This window comes from Dysgonomonas sp. Marseille-P4677, from assembly GCF_016652235.1.
GTDB lineage: Bacteria > Bacteroidota > Bacteroidia > Bacteroidales > Dysgonomonadaceae > Dysgonomonas.
This window is the reverse complement of the sequence record NZ_JAEPKU010000008.1, coordinates 1-22,694: the sequence shown is the minus strand read 5'-3', so window position 1 is coordinate 22,694 and position 22,694 is coordinate 1. Positions and strand designations below refer to the sequence as shown.

The 22,694-nt window shown below is 33.0% G+C and carries 28 protein-coding genes; 24 read left to right on the top strand and 4 right to left on the bottom strand.

From position 1 onward, the window contains the following. Positions 1–6: 6 nt before the first annotated feature. The 24 genes from JGH11_RS03325 to JGH11_RS03210 all read left to right on the top strand — a co-directional run bounded on the left by JGH11_RS03325 (position 7) and on the right by JGH11_RS03210 (position 20,406). Positions 7–867, top strand: a complete 861-nt coding sequence (locus JGH11_RS03325; protein ID WP_201110147.1) for a hypothetical protein — start codon at positions 7–9, stop codon at positions 865–867. Between the two features lie 131 nt (positions 868–998). Then, positions 999–1,286 carry an AlpA family transcriptional regulator gene (locus JGH11_RS03320; RefSeq protein WP_201110146.1) on the top strand — a complete coding sequence of 96 codons (288 nt, stop codon included), beginning with the start codon at positions 999–1,001 and terminating at the stop codon, positions 1,284–1,286. Between the two features lie 105 nt (positions 1,287–1,391). Beyond that, the gene (locus JGH11_RS03315) at positions 1,392–1,844 is read left to right on the top strand and encodes a hypothetical protein (protein WP_201110145.1); all 453 of its coding nucleotides are present in this window, start codon (positions 1,392–1,394) and stop codon (positions 1,842–1,844) included. Then, a complete protein-coding gene (locus JGH11_RS03310; protein WP_201110144.1) occupies positions 1,810–2,439 on the top strand; it encodes a DUF6633 family protein in 630 nt (209 codons plus the stop codon). The genes JGH11_RS03315 and JGH11_RS03310 overlap by 35 nt, the downstream gene beginning before the upstream one ends. A gap of 22 nt (positions 2,440–2,461) precedes the next feature. Further along, positions 2,462–3,457 (top strand): hypothetical protein, encoded by a 996-nt coding sequence (locus tag JGH11_RS03305; RefSeq protein WP_201110143.1) that lies wholly within the window; start codon positions 2,462–2,464, stop codon positions 3,455–3,457. Between the two features lie 408 nt (positions 3,458–3,865). Then, positions 3,866–4,345, top strand: coding sequence for a BfmA/BtgA family mobilization protein (locus JGH11_RS03300; protein WP_201110142.1), 480 nt, complete (start codon positions 3,866–3,868; stop codon positions 4,343–4,345). A 3-nt stretch (positions 4,346–4,348) separates the two neighbouring features. Beyond that, on the top strand, positions 4,349–5,119 hold the full coding sequence (locus JGH11_RS03295; RefSeq protein ID WP_201110141.1) for a DUF5712 family protein: 771 nt from the start codon (positions 4,349–4,351) through the stop codon (positions 5,117–5,119). Continuing rightward, on the top strand, positions 5,116–6,939 hold the full coding sequence (locus JGH11_RS03290; protein WP_201110140.1) for a type IV secretory system conjugative DNA transfer family protein: 1,824 nt from the start codon (positions 5,116–5,118) through the stop codon (positions 6,937–6,939). Before JGH11_RS03295 ends, JGH11_RS03290 begins: the two co-directional genes overlap by 4 nt. A 228-nt stretch (positions 6,940–7,167) precedes the next feature. Then, a complete protein-coding gene (locus JGH11_RS03285) occupies positions 7,168–7,518 on the top strand; it encodes a type II toxin-antitoxin system HicB family antitoxin (protein WP_201110139.1) in 351 nt (116 codons plus the stop codon). Positions 7,519–7,561: 43 nt separating this feature from the next. Further along, complete coding sequence (locus tag JGH11_RS03280) at positions 7,562–7,786, top strand: hypothetical protein (RefSeq protein ID WP_201110138.1); 225 nt, start codon at positions 7,562–7,564, stop codon at positions 7,784–7,786. A gap of 172 nt (positions 7,787–7,958) precedes the next feature. Then, entirely contained in the window at positions 7,959–8,897 is a 939-nt protein-coding gene (locus tag JGH11_RS03275) for a Fic family protein (protein WP_201110137.1), read from the top strand. Between the two features lie 69 nt (positions 8,898–8,966). After that, positions 8,967–10,880 carry a class I SAM-dependent DNA methyltransferase gene (locus JGH11_RS03270; RefSeq protein ID WP_201110136.1) on the top strand — a complete coding sequence of 638 codons (1,914 nt, stop codon included), beginning with the start codon at positions 8,967–8,969 and terminating at the stop codon, positions 10,878–10,880. Further along, the gene (locus JGH11_RS03265; protein WP_201110135.1) at positions 10,880–11,995 is read left to right on the top strand and encodes a restriction endonuclease subunit S; all 1,116 of its coding nucleotides are present in this window, start codon (positions 10,880–10,882) and stop codon (positions 11,993–11,995) included. Before JGH11_RS03270 ends, JGH11_RS03265 begins: the two co-directional genes overlap by 1 nt. 3 nt (positions 11,996–11,998) lie before the next feature. Continuing rightward, on the top strand, positions 11,999–12,934 hold the full coding sequence (locus JGH11_RS03260) for an endonuclease NucS domain-containing protein (protein ID WP_201110134.1): 936 nt from the start codon (positions 11,999–12,001) through the stop codon (positions 12,932–12,934). A gap of 422 nt (positions 12,935–13,356) precedes the next feature. Next, the gene (locus tag JGH11_RS03255) at positions 13,357–14,283 is read left to right on the top strand and encodes a helix-turn-helix domain-containing protein (protein ID WP_201110133.1); all 927 of its coding nucleotides are present in this window, start codon (positions 13,357–13,359) and stop codon (positions 14,281–14,283) included. A 1-nt stretch (position 14,284) separates the two neighbouring features. Continuing rightward, entirely contained in the window at positions 14,285–15,388 is a 1,104-nt protein-coding gene (locus JGH11_RS03250; protein WP_201110132.1) for a site-specific integrase, read from the top strand. 176 nt (positions 15,389–15,564) lie between these two features. Continuing rightward, positions 15,565–16,005 carry a hypothetical protein gene (locus tag JGH11_RS03245; RefSeq protein ID WP_236263846.1) on the top strand — a complete coding sequence of 147 codons (441 nt, stop codon included), beginning with the start codon at positions 15,565–15,567 and terminating at the stop codon, positions 16,003–16,005. 6 nt (positions 16,006–16,011) lie between these two features. Further along, on the top strand, positions 16,012–17,067 hold the full coding sequence (locus tag JGH11_RS03240; RefSeq protein WP_201110130.1) for a winged helix DNA-binding domain-containing protein: 1,056 nt from the start codon (positions 16,012–16,014) through the stop codon (positions 17,065–17,067). A 1-nt stretch (position 17,068) separates the two neighbouring features. After that, the gene (locus JGH11_RS03235) at positions 17,069–17,644 is read left to right on the top strand and encodes a GrpB family protein (RefSeq protein ID WP_201110129.1); all 576 of its coding nucleotides are present in this window, start codon (positions 17,069–17,071) and stop codon (positions 17,642–17,644) included. A gap of 1 nt (position 17,645) precedes the next feature. After that, positions 17,646–18,179: a hypothetical protein gene (locus tag JGH11_RS03230; protein WP_201110128.1), complete on the top strand. Its 534-nt coding sequence runs from the start codon at positions 17,646–17,648 to the stop codon at positions 18,177–18,179. A 55-nt stretch (positions 18,180–18,234) separates the two neighbouring features. Further along, positions 18,235–18,723, top strand: a complete 489-nt coding sequence (locus tag JGH11_RS03225; RefSeq protein ID WP_201110127.1) for a hypothetical protein — start codon at positions 18,235–18,237, stop codon at positions 18,721–18,723. 13 nt (positions 18,724–18,736) lie between these two features. Then, complete coding sequence (locus JGH11_RS03220; protein WP_201110126.1) at positions 18,737–19,150, top strand: hypothetical protein; 414 nt, start codon at positions 18,737–18,739, stop codon at positions 19,148–19,150. Further along, positions 19,138–19,767: an ASCH domain-containing protein gene (locus JGH11_RS03215; protein WP_201110125.1), complete on the top strand. Its 630-nt coding sequence runs from the start codon at positions 19,138–19,140 to the stop codon at positions 19,765–19,767. Before JGH11_RS03220 ends, JGH11_RS03215 begins: the two co-directional genes overlap by 13 nt. A 144-nt stretch (positions 19,768–19,911) precedes the next feature. Next, positions 19,912–20,406 carry a GNAT family N-acetyltransferase gene (locus JGH11_RS03210; protein WP_201110124.1) on the top strand — a complete coding sequence of 165 codons (495 nt, stop codon included), beginning with the start codon at positions 19,912–19,914 and terminating at the stop codon, positions 20,404–20,406. A 5-nt stretch (positions 20,407–20,411) separates the two neighbouring features. Here JGH11_RS03210 and JGH11_RS03205 read toward each other — a convergent pair whose 3' ends face one another. The 4 genes from JGH11_RS03205 to JGH11_RS03190 are packed head-to-tail and all read right to left on the bottom strand — an operon-like array spanning position 20,412 to position 22,599. Next, on the bottom strand, positions 20,412–21,023 hold the full coding sequence (locus JGH11_RS03205) for a lactate utilization protein (protein ID WP_201110123.1): 612 nt from the start codon (positions 21,021–21,023) through the stop codon (positions 20,412–20,414). A gap of 52 nt (positions 21,024–21,075) precedes the next feature. Beyond that, positions 21,076–21,864, bottom strand: a complete 789-nt coding sequence (locus JGH11_RS03200) for a bifunctional 2-polyprenyl-6-hydroxyphenol methylase/3-demethylubiquinol 3-O-methyltransferase UbiG (protein WP_201110122.1) — start codon at positions 21,862–21,864, stop codon at positions 21,076–21,078. An 11-nt stretch (positions 21,865–21,875) separates the two neighbouring features. Next, positions 21,876–22,205 carry a DUF3795 domain-containing protein gene (locus JGH11_RS03195; RefSeq protein WP_201110121.1) on the bottom strand — a complete coding sequence of 110 codons (330 nt, stop codon included), beginning with the start codon at positions 22,203–22,205 and terminating at the stop codon, positions 21,876–21,878. A gap of 22 nt (positions 22,206–22,227) precedes the next feature. After that, the gene (locus JGH11_RS03190; RefSeq protein ID WP_201110120.1) at positions 22,228–22,599 is read right to left on the bottom strand and encodes a VOC family protein; all 372 of its coding nucleotides are present in this window, start codon (positions 22,597–22,599) and stop codon (positions 22,228–22,230) included. Between the last annotated feature and the right edge of the window lie 95 nt (positions 22,600–22,694).

The window sequence follows — 22,694 nt, the reverse complement described above, 5'->3', positions numbered from 1 at the left end:
ATGAAGATGAAAAGTAATGATACAAATTTAATGCTAATAACAAAGATATTATTACTATCTTTTATAATTGGGGCAGGAATTGTTATATATATATTTATCTCAAAGATACCAAATAAGAAGATATTTGATTATCAAGTTATTTCTGTTTTCTTAATAATAATATCATTCATGATGATACTTGGTTATAGCATTTATAGACGGAATAAAAATAGAACCAAAGTAATATTAACTGATAATAGAAAAACTATAAAAAAGAGTAGATTCTATGCTTTTTTAATTATCATTCCTTTATTCTCTATTGCAATATATGGGCTTTTGGGGCTATATTACAATGCAGTTGGAGAAACCTTTAGTATTACGGCAACATTTGGTTGGATTTTATATATACTCCTCTATTTATCATTAGTGTATATTTGTTCAAATATTTTCACAAGAGACTTCTCAAAAACAAGAGGTAGTAAAGCATTACAAGAATTAGAGGAAATACACGAAGTTCTTACTGATAGAATGTATATTGCTTCTAGCTTTGAATCTTTTAAATTATTCTATTATGGAGAACCGCTAGGAGAAAATGAAAAAATTGTTTTTTTACATAAAGGAGAAAGAAAAGACAAGAAGGAAGGACCTAATATTGCTCTATTGACTAAATTTGTCATTATTGCTAAGCGACTTAACGTAAATCAAAATATCTATTCTACTTACAAGGAATTAATAGAAGCATATTTTTCGTTACCAGACGAACCATTCATTAAAATAGAGAATAATTATCTTTACAAAATTGTAGAAAAAGACTCTAAAGTGTTAAAGTCAGACGATCACGTTCTACTTTTTAATAACCTTTTCAATAATCTTTTTGATCTAGAATAAATTATAGTGGTGATTATGTGGTGATAGGTCTCACCATATTGTAACTCTGTTTTCAAATATATTCCTTTGTTTCATCATGATGTAAAAAAAGTAAATGCATTTGCGATTTATAAATTCTAAAAACAGATATTATGAATGCAATTCAATTAGATGAACGATTAGAAAGGATAGAGAAATTATTACTTATAAACAAAAAGGTATTAACTCTAGATGAAGTATGTGAGTATACGGGATTTTCTAGAAGTTATGTTTACAAACTAACAGCTAATGGTATTATTCCATTTTCAAAACCAAATGGAAAAGTTTTATTTTTCGATAAAGAAAAAATAGACAACTGGATGTTAAATAATGCATCCAAAAGCAAAGAAGAGATAGAGTCAGATACTTCAAAATACATTTTAAGAAACAAAAAAGTATAGAGAAATTACTCTATACTTTCTCTTGAATCACACTTATAGTCTAAAAATTTATATGTTAAAATCATACTCGTAATCTATGAGTATAGGCTCTCTATATCCTTCAAAATGAATTATATCTCATTAATCAATCAGTTTTGGCAAACCCGAAGAAGTAAGCGAATAACCAGTTTACAGGCTGATTTGTACTATTTTCTATTACAAGAGTGTAATCAACGTAGTTGGGAAAATCCTTTCGAGGTTTCTAATAAGTTAATCTGCGCTAGCATCGGGATAAGTGAACCTAGCCTTATTGATGCTCGCAACCGATTACAACAACTGGAATTAATAGAATTTGATTCAGGCAAACGGAATACTCAAAGCCCTAGATATTACATAAAAAGTAACTTAAATAATTTAAGTAGAAACTTAGGAACTTCTTTAGATGAAACCGAGCAACAAGTTAAGTTGAAAGGTGAACCTTTTAATATAAACAAAACAAAAACTAATAATTATAATAATTCGTCAAATTGGAAAGGAGGTATTTATGATCCGGAAGAACAACGCAAAGCATTTGACTAACGAGAACCAAGATTTACAAAATCAGATCAATGAGCTTTATAATAAATACGGTGATTGTGATAAATTTGCACAAAAATTTGAAGAAATTCAAAGAGTAGTTTATGCCAAGAAAGAGCAAGTGTTTTTTGAGAGTTCGCCCTCATTAAGACTGCTGGAAGAAGCATACGGCTATAATTTTATATTGCGAATCTTATCTTATCAGCTTATAGATATAAACACCAGTACCAATGTTAAGCTGAAAATGGGAACCCCTCAGATAAAAGATTTATCTGTTTTCTTTCTATCTGACTTCAAAGATTTAAAGATATCAGAATTCCTTTTATTTATAAAATATTGTAAAGATGCCGTTTATGGTTCATTCTATGCTCAGGTTGATCCCCACCTTATCAAAAGTTGGTTTCACAATAATTTTTTGGCAGACAGGAAGGATATTTTTGACAATTATCGTCTGCAAAAATATCAACAGGCAGAAGCCGAAAAAAAGCAAAAGAAAGAATTGGAGCGTGAGCAATGGAGAAAGGATAGTGTTACTCGTCAACAGTACGAGGAACTTGTAGCCAAAGGACTTTATAAACCACGCTATAAAAACGAATAAACACACAAACACCTAACAAATTATGAAAAGATTAAACCTATTCATCATAATAGCATTAAGTACTATTATGAAACTGTCCGCACAAGAATTTAAAATCAGTGGATATGGACAAATTCTATATGAATACTCAGATAGTAGAGAGGTAAAACATGATTTAAGCTTGCGAAATGCATTTATTTCAATTGATGGAGAAATAAATCAATCTTTTAAATATCGGCTATTGACAGACCTGTCAAATCAGATGTTGCATGAATTCTGGGGTGAATATTCATTTTTGCCTCAAGCAAAATTGAAAATCGGGCAATTTTCTGTTCCTGTAACAGTGGAGAATCAATTAACCCTTGATAATCTGGAGACAATATATTACTCCAGAGTTGTCACTAATTTTATAGGAGGTGGAGAAGATCTGCTTTTCCTGCAAAACGGAAAAAATAATTACGGAAAGGATATAGGAATCCAACTGTCCGGTATATTGATAAAACATTTGAACCGTAATCTTTTAGAATATTCTGTAGGGCTATTCCAAGGGACAGGTATAACAACAAAAGAAAACAACAATACGAAGGATTTTGCGGGATCATTGTATATAAAACCTTTAGAGCAAATTCAGTTAGTAGCCGGAATGTATATAGGGAAAGCGAATTATGAAGAATTTGCTTCCAATGAAATTAAAGAACATGTTCGTAACAGATATGTATTAAGTGGAATCTTTCAGAGCAAACGTGTTACGTTTAGATCAGAGTGGATAAAAGCAAAAGATGGTTCTTATGATAAAAGTGGCATATATGCTTTAGCAACATATCAAATTTCTCCGAATAGGCTCACTTTACTTGGTGAGGTAAGTTATTTGAAGCTGCAACACGGAGAGAAATCTACTGATTTTATTATAGGTTTAAATTTTAGACCATACAAATATTGCAGAATTCAATTAGGCTATCAAAATTCTATAAGAGAATTTAAAGCAATGCCATCAAAAAGTAAAAATAGGCTAAATCTGCAAACTCAAATTTCTTTTTGATTAGAGCAGCCAATAAGCTTAGATTTTCTTTCTCTCTATCGACTTGTTTTATCCAATTTTTCGCTATGCTACAAATCCAATAAAACAAATCGAGTCAGAGCAGAAAATCAAAGGGATTATTCAATCGATTTTACTTACAGAACCAATAAACACTTCTGCTATCTCACATTGTTCGATAGGCGTGTTTATTCGATCTGACGTAGTCGATTGAATAAAGCAAGAGGAGGCCGGGCTTTGCTTCGCTTCACCCTGCCTTACCTCTTGACCTGCGGTGCTAAACGATTGTAAAACAATCGTTTGTTTCAAAACCTTGTTTTGAATATGGTATAACAACAGTATAACTACAATTAGTAACTGATTGTAAATGAGTAAAATAGTTTGACGAAAAATATAATTATTGGTATAACTATGAATGAGAAAGTAACAATAGCTATAGATAGAAAACATGACAAAATATTGGAGAAATTATGCAAAATACATAAATGTACGAAGAAAGATTTTGTATGTAGTGCAATAATATTCTTTGAGAAAAATAATATATCTCCCATTGATGAAAGTCCGGAACAATACAACAAACTCCATCGAAAATTGGACTCTGTTATTAGTTTTATCCGCCATCAGGAAAAAGAATTCTTACGTCCATTATGTGAATCTTTAGCCAGCACCGATGAGCGGATTAAGATTTATCTTGAAGTCTTACCATCAAAAAATGATCTGAAAAACATATCGGATAAAATACAGTTGGTTAATTCAAATATTCATGAAAACAAAAGCCTGTTATCACAAAACAGGTTGGTACAAGAACAAAGCTTTTTAGTATTAACACAAGCTATCGATGAGAAGAACAAAGGTTTATCCGATAAAATAAAAAATATCTTTAATCGATAGTTTATGAACTGTAAAATAAAAGGAGGCGGAGAAGGTAAAACGGCAAACACAGGCTCAAGTTATGGGTTAGCTACCTATTTAGAGCATGAAGATTACGATCGTCTGAAAAACGGAGAAAGGATTACACCTTTCTTTAACCTAGACAAAGACTCTATCAGCAAAAGCCAGTTGGTAAAGGATATAGACAACAATAAGGCAAAACTCTGTAAATCGGATGCGAAGTTTTATTCAATCATAATTTCTCCATCAGAAAAAGAACAGTTGTCTATGGGTAAAACTGAAAAAGAACGTTGTCAAAATTTTACAAAATTTATAAGAGAAAATGTTATGCAGAAATATGCGGAAAGTTTCAATAAAGGATTATCGGCTAATGATATAAAATTCTACGGAAAAATCCATTTCGATAGGGATAAATCCACAGGCAAAGGACTTAATATGCATTGCCATATTATTGTCAGTAGGAAAGACCAATCCAACAAATTAAAGATCAGCCCACAAACAACCCATTCAGGGAAGAAAGCAATGGGTACTGTTAAAAGTGGATTCGATAAAACTGAATTTTATAAAAATGTAGAAGCAGAGTTCGATAAAGCATTCAGTTATCAGCGAATTAAGGAAGAATCATTCGAATATTGTAATGCCTTAAAGAACGGTTCTATAGAAGATATTAAACAACAGGCTATTAAGAATGTACAGGCAGAACTTAAACAAGAGAGAATTAAGGAGCAGTCCAGAAGTAGAAATAATGAAATAAAAGGAGGGATTGAACTATGAAGATTTTACTAAGTTTTATAAAGTATATCGTTTTTGCAATTACGATCTTTAACGCATTCGCTCCGGCTGTATTATTTATTTTCCTCTTTGTCGGTTTTCTGTTTCCTGAATATATGAATGAAAATTGGCTATATCGAAATCTTTTGCGATTCAACATAGGGATATTACATGCCGGGCTATACGCTATTTATTTGACTTCGTTTCTGATTATCGGATTTAAAGGGTTCTCAAATAATAATTTTCTTACAAAACTCATGATGTCATGTATATTGATGACTGCTTTCTTTATTATTGCCGGTATGATCTCGATCCTGTCAGAGGTTGCCTCATTAATCGTTTTGGGTATTTTACCCATAGTCGCGATTGTAATTTTGTTCTTTACAAGAAAAAAGAGAAAAGATCAAACGACTTTGATAAAGAATGAAAAGAAGCAAGCAAATAAACAACGAATAGCTAAAGAATTAGTGTTTGAAACAACACAAGGAAAGATTTATTTGGATAATCCTTATAGGGCTATATACATCCAAGGAGGAGCAGGATCGGGAAAATCAAAATCCGTTTTCGAGCCGATTATAGCCCAATTAGTAGAAAATAATTACACTGGTCTGCTCTATGATTTTAAAAGCCCCGAACTGTCAGAGAAGGTGCTTTCTGCTTATTGTACAAGTCGAAATATAAAGTCATATTTTGTAGACTTTAAGAATCCCTATAGATCGAATAGAATAAATCCGATCATGCCCGAATATTTATTAAAATCGGCGTATGCTCTCGAATATGCAACAATCTTAATTAATAATTTGATACCTCAAACCATAAAGGAACATGACTTCTTTTCAGACAATGCACGTATGGTTCTAGCCGGTGTTATATGGTATTTAAGAAATCACTATCCGAACTATTGTACATTACCCCACGTAATCTCTTTATTATTACATACTGATATTGATAAGTTAATTACTACAATTAGTGAAGATTATGAGGCAGGCGGGTTTGTTGCTTCTCTAAAGCAAGCAATAGATCGGGGGGCAGAACGTCAAGCCGCAGGGGTTGCAAGTACACTGCAAAATGCCCTTTCCCAGCTAAACACAAGGGATATATTTTATATCTTATCCGGTAGTGATTTTGATCTGCAGTTAAATAATCCGAATAACCCTAAGTTCTTATGTCTGGGTAATGACAGTACGTTGGCATCCACTTATGCCCCTATAATCTCTTTAATCATTGGTGTATGTGTCCGACAAATGAACCAACCTAATAAGCAGAAAAGCATTATCCTATTGGATGAAGCTCCGACAATTTATATTCCCAATATTGAGCAGATACCTGCAACGGCACGATCAAATAAAGTTTCGGTCGTTTTCGGAGTACAGGACTATAGTCAGCTTGCCGATAAATACGGACAGGATAAGGCACAAGTTATATTAAGTAATATGGGGAACCAGTTTTATGGGAGAACAGTTAATGAGAAAAGCGCACAAATGATCTGTAATTTATTCGGAAAACATGATCGGATTTTTGAAACTAAGAATCGAGGGACAGGAACAAGCGGGGAATTCGTTCATCTATCAAGCAATACGAATAAGGGAATCAGCGAATCAATACAGGAAAGAGACCGGGTAAGAGTTTCGGATATCACAAGCCTTGAAGCAGGACAGTTTTATGGTCTTATAGCAGAAGGGTATCCGAATGAATTTTTGAATACACAGTTTATACCCCAAGAAGTAAAATCATGCTATACTTTCCAGAATAAAACAACAGATGAAGAAATGACGGATAATTATAATCGTATTGTATTGGAAGCTAAAAGTATAATCGAATAACAAAGAAAATTAAAAACTAAAGACACCTTGCCGGATAAAGCGATGGTAAGGTGTCGAATATTATCAATATGAAAACACTTTTAAGAATAGTAAATGCTCCTTTTCAGGAGTTTAACGATGCGTTGGATAATTTGCTTATAAGCATAATAAAATGGAGTTTGCTGTTCTTGGCTATAATAATTTTGTATATTGTTGTCAAAAAAATAATTAAAGGCAAATAATTATAATATGTCGAAAACAGCAGATAATGAATTGTTGGAACATAAAGGCTATTATGGAAGCGTAGAGTATGACCTTGAAAGTAAGATGTTATACGGTCAGCTTTTGGGTATCAAAGGAGCATATATTTATGAGGGTAAGACTTTAGATGAATTAGAAGCCGATTTCAAAGAGTTCGTAGAGGATTATTTATATGATTGTGAACAAGACGGAGTAAGACCACAAAGACCGAATCTAGTAAATTTTAATGTGTCAATAAGTGAAGAATTATACTTTAAGATATGCGAAAAAGCGAAGGAAAGAGGTTTGAGTTTAGATAGTTTTATTCAGCAAGCTATTGAACATGAATTAGAAAGATGAAAAAGAAAAAATTATTTTTTTGTATTAAAATATCTGATTAGTTATGTCAAGAAGCACGAAACGAACACCAATCTTTACTTATGTTGGACACAGCAATAAAATTTCAAAGCGTTTTTGTAATCGGAAATTCCGTAAAACGACTAAAATAAGATTACTAAAATCAACAAACTTACCTCTAAGATTAGACGAAGTAATGACAGAATGGGAGTTCAAGGGAGACGGAAGGCGTTATATTAAAAATGTATCAGATAAGGAAATGAGGAAATAAAAAATTATAATTTATTTATAACGGATGCTTCGCTTCGCAAATATGTTATACAGCAAAGATAAATACTTTCAGGGAACATACATCTAAATTTATGTTTTTATTGGGTAGTACTACCCGAAATAAACTACCCTATAAGCTACCCTAAATTGAAATTATTTTCTATCTTTGGCTTATGTCATATAAACCACCATATAAGATCACTCCTAAGATTATTGACCTCGTTTCTAAGATAAGTGAAGCGGTGGGCAGTTTCTATGCTCAAGAGGAGTTACGATTGCATCGAATAAATCGTATAAAAACCATTCAAGGCTCCTTGGCTATTGAGGGTAACACCTTGACGACAGATCAAATTACAGCTATTTTAGACGGAAAACCTGTTATCGCACCTATAAATGAGGTTCAAGAGATTCGTAATGCTATTAAAGCCTACGAGCTATTAGATGAACTAAATCCTAATAGCATGGGAGATCTACTTAAAGCACATCTTACGATGGAAACTGGATTGATTGACGATGCAGGGCATTTCAGATTAAGAGGTGTTGGTGTGGCTTCGGGCGAAGAGATTATTCATTATGCACCACCAGCCGAACGTGTACCGCAATTAATGAGAGAACTTTTCGATTGGCTAAATAGTACAGAAGAACATCCATTGATAAAGAGTTGCGTTTTTCATTATGAGTTCGAATTTATACATCCATTCTCGGATGGTAACGGACGAACGGGCAGATTATGGCAGACACTTATCCTTACTAATTGGCGACCTGTATTCAAAAATTTACCTATTGAGAATATAGTTTATAAGTACCGTAAGGAATACTATAAAGCTATTGCCGTTAGTGGAGGAGAAAATGGTTGTACGCCATTCATTGAGTTTATTTTAGGTGTAATTGATGAAACGTTAGCTCTTGAAAGCAGCACACCACGTTCAACACGTGACAAAATCATAGAGCAGATACGAAACAATCCCAAGATCACACGCAACGCACTTGCTTCTATATTAGGTATAACCCCTGATGGAGTTAAATATCATCTTCAAAAAATGACAGAAGAAGGTGTTATTGTTCGTCATGGATCAGCAAGAGGAGGACATTGGGAGGTTAATCTTCAATAATACATTTTTGGAATATATTAAGGCGAATATTTTAGTAATTTTGAAAACAAAAGAAAGTAAAAGCAAAATATGGCTAAAAAAGAAATATTAACCGATTTTTGGGTGCGAGATTTATTAAAAGAAGCTCAAATAGAATTAAGTGCACAAGGAAGTATAATTAAAGAAATAGATAAAGCACTTAAAACTGCGTCTAAAGCTGGAACTGGAAATGTTGGATTTCCCGAATTTTGCGGTATAGTTAAAGATTTTCTTATCGTTATAGAAAATAAAGCTGATCTTAGCTTTCATATTAAAAGAGACGATAATAACTTGATTAGTAGAGATGTTCCAAGTATTAAAAGTTATGCTATTAATGGTGCTTTGTTTTATGCTTTACATCTAGCAAAGAATACGAATTACGCAAAGATTATAGCCATAGGAGTCTCTGGAAATGAAGCTAAGCATAGAATATCTCCAATATTTATTAACGAAAGAGGTGATTATAAAGAACTAAATGATGTAGAAACATTTACTTTATTTAGCGAACAGAATATTGATGAATATTATGTCAAAAATATACTAAAAGAAGAAACTCCTGACGAAAAAACAACTGCGGATATTATCAAGGATGCTAAAGTTTTGCATGAAGATTTAAGAAATTATGGAAGTATCCAAGATAAAGATAAGCCTCTTATTGTTTCAGGCATTTTGTTAGCCTTGCGTGAAATGGAATTTAAAGGGTTTGATATTAATAGCCTAACTGGCGACGATATCAATACTGATGGTGAGAAAATCTATAAAGCTATTGAAGATAATCTTAGAAGAGCAAGAGTATCTCCTACAACAAAAAAAGATAAGCTTCTGAATCAGTTCTCAATAATCAAAGACACTGCTATAATTAATGAGAAAAATGACTATTTAGGAAAAACACCTCTAAGACATTATACCGAATTTTTACACAAACATATTTATCAGAATATTAAATATATACATTCTGCCGAAGATTATTTGGGTAGATTCTATGGAGAGTTTATGTCTTATTCAGGAGGTGATGGACAAAACTTAGGCATTGTACTCACACCTAAACATATTACTGAACTTTTTTGTGACCTAGCTGAACTAAAGCCTACCGATAGCGTACTAGATCCAACTTGTGGCACTGCTGGATTTCTTATAGCTTCGATGCATAGTATGCTGCAACAAACAAATAATAAAGCTCAACAGCAAAGTATAAGAACTAATCAACTACATGGTTTTGAGCTTCAACCTTATATGTTTACTATTGCAACAACTAATATGATTTTGAGAGGTGATGGCAAGAGCAACTTAGACCAAGAAGATTTTTTACGCCAAAATCCAGCTCAATTACAATTAAAAGGATGTAATGTGGGTATGATGAATCCTCCTTATTCTATGGGAACTAAATCAAACCCGAGCTTATATGAAATAAACTTTACTGAACATCTACTCAATAGTATTACTGTTGGAGGAAAGGTTGTGGTCATTGTACCTCAATCGAGTTTTACAGGTAAAACTAAAGAAGAACAATCTATAAAGGCTAATATTCTCAAATACCACACACTCGAAGGAGTAATTACACTCAATAAGAATACCTTCTATGGAGTTGGAACAAATCCTTGTATTGCCATATTTACAACAGGTATTCCGCATGAAAAAGAGAAACTGGTAAAGTTTATAAACTTTGAAAATGACGGTTTCGAAGTACAAAAACATAGAGGATTAGTAGAAACAATTGAAGCGGTTGATAAAAGGCAGCATCTTTTGGATGTTTGGTTTAACAGAATTGAATCTGAAACTAGATTTTGTGTGAAGACTACCGTAGAAGCGGATGACGAATGGTTGCACTCTTTCTACTATTTCAATGATGAAATTCCTATGGATACTGATTTTGAAAAAACAGTTGGTGACTATCTTACTTTTGAGTTTAACATGGTTATGGGCGATAGAGAATATCTTTTCAATAAGTCTAAAAACAAGGAATAATGAGAAAAGGTGTAGATGCTCCAATCTGGAAAGAATTTTCATTCTTAGATATATTTGAAATAAAAGGGGGATTTTACAATAAGAAGCCCCAAAGATCAGATAATGGGACTATTCCATTTTTAGGTGCTACAGCGACTAATAATGGGATTACTGAATTTTATACACTTGATGCAATTCAAACTAGTAGTAAGATAGGATATGGCCCCAATGAACCTATTGAATCTAAAATCTTTAAGGGAAATTGCATTGCTGTCACTAATAATGGTTCTGTTGGCTATGCTTATTATCAAGAGAGTGATTTTACATGTAGCCACGATATAAATCCATTATATTTAAAGAATTACACTCTCAATCGTCAGATAGCATTATTTATAATAACATCAATTGAAAAGCAAAGAGTTTGCTTTGAATATGCACGAAAATGGCGTCCGATGCGCATGAGAAAATCTAAGTTACTCCTGCCTGCTACTCCAATTGGCACACCTGATTACAAGTATATGGAGACATATATCAATAATTTAGAGAAACAGAAGAAAAGACAATATTTAGATTATATTACTCAGAGAATTGAGGGTTTAAAAGATATAAAAAACCCTATTCCAATAGAGGATAAAGAGTGGAAAGTTTTCAACATAAAGGACTTGTTTGTTTCTCAAAAAGGAGATCAAAATAATATGGCTAGTCTAAAAGAAGGGAATATACCCCTCGTCTCTGCAAAAAAAAATGACAATGGTTACAAAAGCTTCGCTTTACACGAGAAGAAAAAACTATACTTAGAGAATAGCTTGACTCTGAATAATGATGGGGATGGTGGAGCAGGGATTTCATTTTATCAACCTCATAGTTATCTGTTGGATAGCCATGTTACGGCTCTATATCCTATTTATAATCTTAATCGATTTATTTTACTCTTTATTTCAAGATGTATCACACTACAAAAAGAAAAATTTGGACATGGTTATCCTATTAACAATGAGCGCCTAAATGTTTTCAAACTTATGCTTCCTATCAATTCTAGCGAGCAGCCAGACTATGAATATATGGAGCAATATATGATGCACTTAGAATATAAGAAATTAAGTGTTTATTTAGAGTTCAAGAAAAAGAAAATATAATCTATGCAACTATACCACCAACAGAAAAGCACATTATTGGGATTGAAAGAAAAACCCTTTAAACTAGAAAAAGATATGCAAAACTTGTTTGAATCCAATTTAGAGCAAATAACAGGTTTTAAGTTTATCAAATCTGAATTTATCATAAAGAATAGCCGTATAGACACACTAGCTTTTGATGAAGAAAGTAAAGCCTTTGTTATTATAGAATATAAACGAGAACGGAACGATGGTGTTGTAGATCAAGGTTTATCATATCTTAATTTGATGTTGGAATATAAAGGCGATTTTATTGTAGAGTATAACGAATCGTGCAATAAGAGCCTTAAGCGAACAGATATAGATTGGTCGCAAAGCAAAGTGTTGTTTGTTGCCCCATCGTTCAACAACTACCAAAAACAATCGTCAAACTTCAAAGACCTACCTATTGAATTATGGGAAATAAAACGATTTGAAAATGATATAATCGTTATCAATCCAATAAAAAGGTCACAATCTGCACCAAGCTTTAAACAAGTCCAGTCTTCTGAATCTGAATCAAAAATTAGTAAAGTCGTAAAAGAAATCAAGGTATATTCAGAAGACGATCTTTTAAATAAAAAGTCAGATGAAATAAAAGAATTATATGAAACTTATAAGTCTGCAATTCTAAATTTATCTACAGATATAGAAGTTGTACCTTTAAAACATTATATCTCTTTTAGAAAAGCACGAAACATCGCTAATCTTGAAATTCAGCAACGACAATTAAAGATTTGGATTAATCTAAAAAAAAGAGAATTAGACGATCCCAAGAAACTTACAATAGATGTATCTAATACAGGACATTGGGGTAATGGAGATTATCAACTAAACATTACAGATACTAAGAATCTGGAATATATAATGAGTTTAGTGAAACAATCTCTTTATTGGCAGGACTTACAAGATATTATGTAGGTGAATATATATATTATCTAGGCGAAATAAAAGGAGAAATAATCACCAATATAAAACAAGAAAGATGGATTTAAATAGTCCTTCTTTTGTCCATCTTTAATAATATAATATGCTGATTATTAACACAAGTAACTTTCTGTATCGGCAAATGATAACTAATCAATATTAATCGAAAATAATTATTAATCATCACAAAGTCACCATTTTATGGTGACTTTTCTTTTTCCCTATTCTATCTTTGCTAATCAATAATTATAGTTGCTTTGATGATATTTATGTCATTTTTGTACCGATCATCGGAGAAATTGCATCTCCGTTTGGATTAATTACACAGATTATACATATTTGCAACATATAGCAACATAATGATACAAAGTGCAACACAAGGCAACAGATTTTTAGCGAAGTTAAAGGATAGAATTATGAGCAATAAATTAGAAATTATAAAAAAATGTGAGTACTGCGGAAAAAGATTCGTAGCACAAAGAACCACAACTCGGTATTGTTCCCACACATGTAACTCAAAGGCTTATAAAGAAGATAAGAGGAAGAAAAAGGTGGTTGCCATCAACTATGCTGTTATGCAGGAGATAGAAAGGATTAGTGAACGTTTCGAAGAAATTCGGGATAAAGAGTTTCTGTCTGTGGTAGAAACAGCTTTTCTATTAAGTATTGAGAGAACCACTGTTTATCGCTATCTCCATCGCGGACAATTAAAAGGAATTCGGATGGATGGCAAAACCTTTATCCGTCGTTCTGATATAGATGCTATGTTCGATAATGCTCAAGAATATCAATCGAAAGCTAAACCATCTACTGAAGCCAAGCCTCTTACAGAATTCTATACTGTAGCTGAAATCAAAGAGAAATTCAATATTAAAGAGTCTTGGTTGTATAAAATAACAAGAGAAAATAATATTCCTAAAACTCTAATCCGAGGAAAGTCCTATTTCAGTAAGAAGCATATTGATAAATATTTTGAGAAGAAAGGCTTTAATGAAAATCAAAATATAGATGAATGGTATACTGTTGCAGATATTATGAAGAAGTATGATTTGAGCCTCAATGCAATATACAGCTTTGTTTCGGAGAATCAGATACCAAAGAAAAAAGATGGTCGTATGGTTTTATATTCCAAATATGATTTCGATGTAGCAAAGGGATACGAAAAGCCTAGGGAACTTGAATATTATTCTGTAGAAGAAGCTCTGGAAAAATACAACCTGACTCGTGACGCCTTGTATCACTATATAAAGTATCATAATATACCTAAAATAAAGGATGGCAGATACATTAAAATATCGAAACCTGAACTTGACAAATTGTTTAACCCCGAAATAATCCAATGACATGGCAACCTTAACCAGAGTACATCTTAGACAACGAGATATAACACGAGGTAGAATCAGTCTTTATTTAGACTACTACCCTGCTATCCGTGATCCATATTCGATGAAAATGACCAGACGTGAATATTTAGGTATTTATATCTATGCAAAGGCTAGAAATGAATTTGAGAAAGAATTCAATAATGAAATGTTGATGAAAGCAGAGGCTATCAGAAGCATGAGAGTACAATCTATAATCAACGAAGAATTTGGATTTTTGGATAAGAATAAGGCTAAAGCCGATTTTCTGGCTTATTTCAAAACTAAAGCGGAAAAGAAAGACCAGAAATGGATGAAAGTGTATCAGCACTTTTTCAATTTTGTTAAAGGAAAATGTACGTTTGGAGAGGTTACTGTCGATTTATGTAATCGATTTAGAGATTATTTATTGGATGCTAGGCAACTAAAGAATAAAAATTATAGAATCTCTCAAAATTCGGCATCAGGATATTTTTCAACTTTTAGAGCCTTATTGAAAATCGCTTTTAAAGAGAAGTTTTTTAGAGAGAATTTGAATGACTACCTTGATGCTATTGACACTACGGATGTAAAGAAAGAGTATCTGACTTTGAACGAAGTCAAATTATTAGCAAATACTCCCTGCGATTATCCTATGCTTAAAACCGCTTCTATCTTTTCTTGTATGACAGGACTTAGAATCAGCGATATATTGAAATTGGATTGGAAAGAGATAGAACCTGCATCGGATGGTGGATATTGTATGCGTATCAGAACTGAAAAGAACGAAACAGAAACAACTTTGCCAATCAGTGATGAAGCTTTGGAACTATGTGGAAAACGAGGAACAGGTAAAGTATTTAAAGGATTGCAACGAAGCATGACTCAACAACCTCTGAAAGCATGGGTTGTCAGTGCTGGGATAACAAAGCACATCACATTTCATTGTTTTCGCCATACTTTTGCTACCTTACAGCTCGCTTTAGGTACAGATATCTATACTGTAAGTAAGATGTTAACGCATAAAAATGTTTCTACCACTCAGATTTATGCTGAATTGGTAAATTCAAAGAAAAGAGAATCAGCGAATAAAATAAGTTTAAAATAAAAAATGTATCTAGAAATTTGAAAAAGAATTATCTGAAAAGGGGAATACCATATCCTTACACTCTTGAACAAAAGGAAAATAAACTTAGGCTCATCATTGATCCTAAGAATAGTAGACAATTACTGTATCTATGCTGTACAATATTGTTTTCAGCTCTTTTTCTTTTTCACATAGTTATGATAGGCTTAATTATTCCTATAACTGATTTTACATTGGAATTTATTCTCATTAGTGGTATTGTATTATCTTTAGAAATATTCATGATTCTTTACTTCATCTCTTTCTATTGGTGGAAACGTAAAGGGCAAGAAATATTTATATTATATCCAAATAGTCTGGAATACATTCAAACCAATAAACCATTTAAATCATCAAAATGGGTTGTCAACTTTAAACAAATGCAATTCTGCTACCAATCAGAAGAGGATTTTGAGAGTGAGGAGGAAGCTAAATTACTAGGTGTAGAGTTGGATATAGATAAAGTAGAAGGAAATTATCCTATTCAATTTTATATGAATGATGGTGAACAGGTTATTAATTCAGAAAGAGAAATTCCAATTGAAGTAATCCGAAGAATTAAATTAGAATTCTTAAAATTAAATGAAAATAATCTATAGCTCTCTATGAACACAGCTATCAAAAACATACGCCTCTCTAGTCATCAACTATCAAATCAGACATTTGATACTCCCAAGGAATTAGTTTCGTGGATGGGAGCAATGCAAGCACAAGATTTTAATATGGCAAAATGGGCAATTGCTATCAGATTGAAATCTTGTACTGAACAAGAGGTAGAAGATGCTTTCAATCATGGAGACTTTCTTCGAACACATGTCATGCGTCCAACATGGCATTTCGTTTCTTCGGAAGATATCGGATGGCTTTTGAAACTAACAGGAGGACGAATTAAAATGGCATGGAAATATGCAACGGATTTGAAGATTGAAGAACAAGAATTAACAAAGTGCTACCGCCTATTAGAAAAAACATTGCGAGACAACAACCATCAAACTAAAGAAGAGCTTACAAAATTATTTGAGCAAGAAGGTTTAGGAGCTACACCAAGACATATATACCACTTTATGATGTGGGCAGAAGCTGAAGGAATTATATGTAGTGGAGTATTGAAAGGGAAAAAACAAACATATGCACTACTGGAAGAAAGAGCTCCACAAAGCAAAGACATACACAAAGATGAAGCTTTAGCTTTATTAGCTCGACGATATTTGACAAGCCATTCACCTGCTACTCTGCAAGATTTCATCTGGTGGTCGGGATTAACAATCAAAGATTGCAGACATGCTTTCGCCTTAATCGAAAACGAGTTAATAAAAGATCGCTTCGATTCTACAGAGTTGTATATACATGAAACTTACAAAGAGCCAGCTTCATTAGATAATGATGTATTTCACTTCCTACCATCCTATGACGAATATCTTATCAGTTACAAAAACAGAACGAATGTATTAGACTTAGAGCATTATCCGAAAGCTTTCAATAATTATGGTACATTTAAACCTGTTATATTATACAATGGTCACGTAGTAGGCAATTGGAAAGCAATAAAGAAGACAAAGAGTGTTGATTTTGAAGTCACTTTTTGGGATACTAAACTTAAAGTAAAAAAAGAGTGGCTTGCCCAAGCGGAAGAGAAATTTCAGAATTATAATAACAAATAACATGAAAGAACTCAAAGACTTGACAAACGAAGAACTTTGGCAACTGTTTCCAATTGTATTATCAGAACACAAAGATTATTGGACAGACGATTATAACCTGGAGGAACAACTTCTTATGGAAGTAATAGGCACAGGAAATATTGCAAGGATTAACCACATTGGCAGCACCTCTGTTCCTCAATTATTATCTAAGCCAACAATAGATATTCTGCTTGAGATTAAACAAGCTGCTGACACGGATTCTTTAATAAAAAGAATCGAATCTATTGGTTACATCTATACTTATCAACCAAACAACCCTACTCCGCATATGATGTTTATGAAAGGATATACTTTAAACGGATTTGAAGAAAAAGTTTTTCATCTGCATGTTCGTTATTTTGGAGATTGGGATGAATTGTATTTTCGTGACTATCTGAAGCAATATCCGGAGGTAGCAAAACAATATGGTCAGCTAAAACTGGAATTAAAAGATAAATTTCAGCATGATAGGGATGCTTATACAGAAGCAAAGACCGATTTCATTAGAAAATATACTAATCTGGGAAGAAAAGAGTTTCCTAATAAATACTTATAATATGAACTTCAAAGAAAAGCTATCTCAACGTATCGGCATGAATGATATTCATGAAATAGCATATCTGACTAGAGGAAATAATGAAAAAAAGAAAGAGTTATATAATTTACTTTTTGATCAGGAAGATAAAATATCTTACCAAGCAGCTTGGGTTATGACTCATTTTTCTGCGAAAGAAAACGAATTTCTATATAATAAGCAGAATGAACTGATTGATGAAGCTTTGAGATGTAACCATGCTGGAAAACGTAGACTAATACTTGCAATACTTTATAAACAGCCTTTAGCAAATCCTCCACGGGTTGATTTTCTGGATTTTTGTTTAAAGCATATGATCTCTAAAAGTGAGCCTTCGGGTGTACAATCGCTTTGTATGAAACTTGCTTACGAACTTTGCCTACCTATACCTGAATTAGGACAAGAGTTACGGATTGCACTGGAAATGATGGAAGGTGGATTATCTCCTGCAATACAAGCAACTAAAAAGAATATCCGAAAAGCGATGGTTAAAAATAAAAGTTTACAAACAATATGATTCTTAAATCACTACCTTAGTTAAATAGTTAGAATAAGTAAACAGAATTACAAAAATGGAGGATTTTAACCGATATGTTTTCTTATATAAAGAAGCATTGGGCGAAGGGAATATCCAAAAAGCCTATACCGGTTTAGTAAAATATGTACTAAGTTTAAAAGCTTATTGTTCCCAACATATGGCTGATAAATACTCTTTTGGCAATGTATCTCCCGGATATATGGATTATACCTATTTTCCCTTTTTCGATGAATTTCTGAGGAAAAAGAAACTTCGTTTCGGAGTAGTCCTCAACCATGAGAAAATAAGATTCGAGCTTTGGCTGATGGGGCAGAACGCTGAAGTTCAAAAAGAATATTGGCACTTATTGAAGTCTACAAAGTGGAATAAAGAAAAAACTACAATGCCTAAATATTCAGTACTTGAAGTCGTTTTAGTTGATAATCCCGATTTTGATCAATTAGATGTTTTAACACAATCTATTTTAGGAGAGACTACGAAACTAGCTTCCGAAATAATGGATTATCTGAAAGCCAATTGTTAGAAAAGAAATAGATATGAAGACGCTAAAATTAGGAGGCTATATAAATATAATAATAGCCATTGCTCATATTGTTTGCTTACTCAATGCAGCCTATTTCTTTGAGATCACCGGAGTCGGGGAAAACATGCGCAGAAATGCGGAAATCCATCCTCTGCTACCTTATGTCATGACAGTCTTTGTTGCGGTCTTCTTTTTTATATTCGGGCTTTATGGGCTATCCGGAGCAGGAAAGATTAAAAAACTACCCTTGTTAAAAACAGGAATTTTCATTATTGCAGCCATTTATCTATTGAGAGGAATATTAGGCTCTATTATAAATATAGCCATTGAGACCACATTTCAGTGGCATCACTTATTGTTCTCTATTGGTGCTTTGGGAATCGGGTTCTTATATTTATTGGGAGGAGTACAGATATGGAAAAAGTAAAATTTGGCAGTTTCCCTGTTGAAATTGATGATCTTGCAAACAAAGTCTTAACCGGAGAAAAAATAGCGACATCTTCATTGCTTGATTATCATTTACAAGGATTAAAACATGCTAGTAAAGTTGGAGACTATTTCTCAATATTAAATTCTTCTGGCAAAAAAGTTGCTATAATTCGAGTCGAGAAAGTTGAAATTGTCAAATTCGAAGATATAACAGAAACCTTTGCCATAGAGGAAGGAGATGGTAGTTTAGAAAAGTGGCTGGCTATTCACCACCCCTATTATTCAAAACTTCTGTCTGAAATAGGAAAAGAATTAGGTCAAGAGACTTTACTTGTTTGTGAGTGGTTTAAAGTAATAATGCCGAATCCTACAAAAACTCAATCTATAGCCTTACAATTTAATAACTGTATCAACAATGCAGACATTGAAGGTCTAGCGGAACTTATGACAGAAAATCATGTCTTTATCGATATGGAGAATAACCAAATAGAAGGAAAATCCAACTGTATTTCAACAGCGTGGAACCCTTTCTTTAAATTATTCCCTAATTATCAAAATATTTTTGAGAAAATAATCTCTAAAGAAGACTCTATAGTAATTATGCAAGGATATTAGATTTCCTCAGATGAAAGATTGAATAATCTTCGGGCAATTTGGTTTGCTGAGATTCAGGACGATAAGGTTAGTTTGTGGCGTATATATTCTGATACCGAAGATGTTCACAGTATGCTAGGCATTTAAATGCAAAATTGTTAGAGAATGAAATCGAATATACTAATCAGAGAAATACTGCCATCAGAAATTCACAAACTTGAGGATATGCTATACCAAGCGATCTATCAACCTGACGAGAATAACCTTATACCCAGGAGTGTTCTGAAAATACCCGAGGTAGCTGCTTATATAAAAGATTTTGGAAAAAGAACTGATGATCATTGTTTAGTCGCAGATTTGGATGACAAAATTATTGGAGCCGTATGGGTTAGGGTTATATCAAGCGAGATAAAAGGGTTCGGTTACATAGATGACCAAACACCTGAATTTGCAATCTCCTTATTCAAAGAATACAGAAGACAGGGTATTGGTACTCGTTTAATGATAAAGATGATAGAGCATCTACGCAAAGCAGGATATAAGCAAACCTCATTAAGCGTACAAAAAGAAAATTATGCTGTGAAGCTTTACTTTAAAATGGGCTTTAAGGTCATTCGAGAAAATGACGAGGATTATCTGATGATACTGGATTTATATTAGATAATTTAATAACCATACTTCCCATTTAGTAGAATTAATTCAATTCGCTCATTATCAAATTGTCCTTGTATAACAGAAAGGTAATTGCATATTTTGGTTTTGGACTTACAGTCAATGCATTTACCTGTTTTGACACATGGATTCTTTTTTGATAATCGGATATTGTCCAATGGGGCAGCGATATTTCTTATTCTGCTAATAGCTGCTTTCTCATCTGCAACAATCTTATTTGTTCCTGCTATCAAAAGGACTTTTTTAGGACCATATATAATAGGAGCAACACGGCTACCATTACCATCCATATTAAACAGCCTTCCATCCATGCTTATTGCATTTACACTACTAATAAAAAAATCAGCGTCAAAATTTTTCAGATAAATATTTCGTTTTTCTTCTTTAGTCAAATTCTTATCATATTTGTCCAGGAATACATAGGAACTACTCCGAAGAAAATCATAAACTTCTGTTTCCTCTAAGGTAACAGAGTCTCCTACGCCGACGATACTATTTGGAGGGATAGTTTCTCTCAAAAAATCTAGTAATTGCTCTTTGTTTTCTAATAGAGTCGTTTTTATTCTGTTTCTTTGAAGCTCGTTAATCAATAAATCAATATCCATAAAAACTTATGTTGCAAGTTGAATGCAATAATACAAATCAATTTTCATTATTTCATATTCTTTTTCCTATTATGGAATAGGTTACAGGAATCTTATCCTCTAATCCTTTTACCTTGAATTCTTTTGGAGCAATCTCAATCATATTGGCTGAAAGATTAAAAGGCGAATAATAGTATTCATTGAATTCTTGAATAGATATTCCATTTTGAACCAATCCGTTTATAGTTTCAGATAATCCGTAATTCCAAGTAACAGTTTCGTCAATAGTTTTCTTGCCATTATCAGTATAAGTCGCTTCTTTCATAACAAACGGCTCCTTTCTTGAATAGGGATATTCAATCTGTTTAAACTGTTCGTCAAGCATCCATAACACAGGATGGAATTCTATCATAATAAATTTTCCTTGGGTCTTCAACATTGTAGATATTACTTTTCCCCATTCCTGTAGATCAGGCAACCAATTAATAACACCATAAGAGGTATAAACAATATCAAAAGTTTCATCTAAATATTGAGGGAGCTCTAATACATCGCAACAGATAAAATTTGCATCTATATTTAACTTCCGGCTCAATTCTTTCGCTTTATCAATTGCTGTATTGGAAAAATCGACTCCGGTAACATTTACTCCCATTCGCGCCATTGACAAGGTATCCATTCCAAAATGACATTGTAAATGTAAAATAGATTTACCTCTAATATCACCTAGCAGCTCAATGTCCAAAGAAGGTAAAGAGGATTTTCCCTTCATAAAGGAATCAAATTCATAAAAATCAGACTGTATGTGTACATCTACCCGATTATTCCATGCGGTTTTATTTGTCTCTAAAAAGTTTTTCATAACGCAATATATTATTCCTCTATATTTGAATTATAATGTTTCAAAAAGCAATCTTCTCCTACTTCTTTCAATAGTTTTTGATTATCTATAAAATTCTGTCCGTATTTCAACCATCGCTTTGCAAAGCTTTTAAACTTGCTGCAAGGGAAAATATCGCACTCATGGCAATGAGTTATCCCTCTATCCATACAACACAGATGAAATGTTTTGCATTTTTCGCAACGTTGCAAGTTAATCTCCGCACCGGGACATGGATTCTTTTCTCTGGTGTAGATTGGACAGCCTCCACTGAAAACTCCGCAAGCAGGTACTCTTCCGATATATCTTTTTAAGGTATTCATACTCTCTTAACAGATATTCAGTTCAATCCATGTCCAAACAAAACGGATGTCCTTCCGGGTCAATCATTGTTCGTGAATTTTCGAAATATTGGGAATCGGCAAGCTTTGCCCCACATTCCATAGCATGCTTAACCGCTGACTCAAGGTCTTCAACATGAAAATCCAGATGCAACATTTGTCCTTGTTTTCCAACAACCCAAGGCCATACAGGAGGTTTATAGCCTTGAACCTCCTGAAAAGCTATAATAATGCCGGAAGGAGAAGTAATAGCTGCCCAGCCATTTGCATGTGGATGCATCCAATCCCACCCTAAAAGTTTAGAATAGAATGCAGCCAAAACCCCAGCATTAGAGCAATCTATCACAATGTTAAACTTTTCAATAAATAGTCTCATGGTTTATAGTCTTTAAATAAAGAATAATAGAATCTCCGAATATATATAAAAGTAGTTATTATTCATAACCCGACAACCTATTTCAGGAAAAGACA